Raw genomic sequence first — 1029 nt, 5'->3', positions numbered from 1 at the left:
GCAATGCTCACAACTTCCCTCTTGACTTGGCTGCTGGTGAAGTCACCCCAGTAGCAATGGTTGCTCCTTCTATCAACGGCTAAGTTTTAGTTTTTGATAAACAAAAAGCGCTCCTAGAAATAGGGGCGCTTTTTGTTTGGGAAAAAATATTTTATAGGTTTTTTTATAATATTTGCTGGGATTAAGTCTCTACCATTTTCGTTGACAGTCCCGCCCGATCGCCACTGGGGGTTACTCCGACAATCTAAGCATCGATATTGATGTTGCCCACCCCATTACTCACAAGTTAAGCTAAAAGCACTATTGTCAATGAGTAATTTTACTCATATTTTACCGGTTGACCCAATTAAAATATGACTCCATTTGTTCCTTTATTATTGAAAAAAAATTGTTCGGGACTTCTTTGAGTTCCAGGGAAAGGAGAAATAATTAGCCTGACATGAGGTTTTCGCCGTCGCTTAACAATCCCTAAATCTTGATTTTTATCGGCGGCAAAATACTTAACTAGGTCAGAGGCTATTCCTTTTTGATAGGCAACCGAAAAATGATACATCCCCCGATAAATCATTTCTAATGAAACCCGTTCAATTGGTACTCCTAATTCATCGACAACTGCATCTTCTAAATCTACTAAAACCGCATAAAATAGCCAAGTAGCCCAGATTTGGAGCTTGATTCCGTTGTAAGAATTCAGGTATCTGAAACGTAGTGACAGAAGGACTTCTAGAATTAAAGCCTTCGCTAAATCAACAGCTTAATTCTCAATAGGTACGAAAATAAAAGCTTTCAGGGTTTCTTAATAAGAATGGATATTTGATGATTATTCGATCAAATGGTTACACCGTATAGGTTTTACTGCTTTTTACATGACCTGAATCCTTACATTCCGTTTAATAGACCTCTTGCGAAAGTCTCAGGCGATCTCTAATTTAGTCTTTAAAGAAAGTTCATAATTATAAATACCAGCGATCAAATTAAATCTTAATCCGAAGCGCCTTCTTCGATTCCGATATCTTGATGAAAGTATTC

General features: G+C 37.4%; 3 pseudogenes. 1 reads left to right on the top strand and 2 read right to left on the bottom strand.

Annotated features, from left to right (window positions below):
* Positions 1-83 (top strand): annotated as a pseudogene (locus tag ACUVJL_RS13920) (photosystem II protein D1); the annotation flags it as partial.
* Between the two features lie 263 nt (positions 84-346).
* On the opposite strand, the pseudogene ACUVJL_RS13915 reads toward ACUVJL_RS13920, so the two are convergent.
* Positions 347-718: pseudogene (locus ACUVJL_RS13915) on the bottom strand (IS4 family transposase); the annotation flags it as partial.
* A 195-nt stretch (positions 719-913) separates the two neighbouring features.
* Positions 914-1029 (bottom strand): annotated as a pseudogene (locus tag ACUVJL_RS13910) (IS5/IS1182 family transposase); the annotation flags it as partial.

This window comes from Microcoleus sp. OTE_8_concoct_300 (genome assembly GCF_031383065.1).
Lineage (GTDB): Bacteria > Cyanobacteriota > Cyanobacteriia > Cyanobacteriales > Microcoleaceae > Microcoleus.
This window is presented reverse-complemented; position numbering and strand designations above follow the sequence as displayed.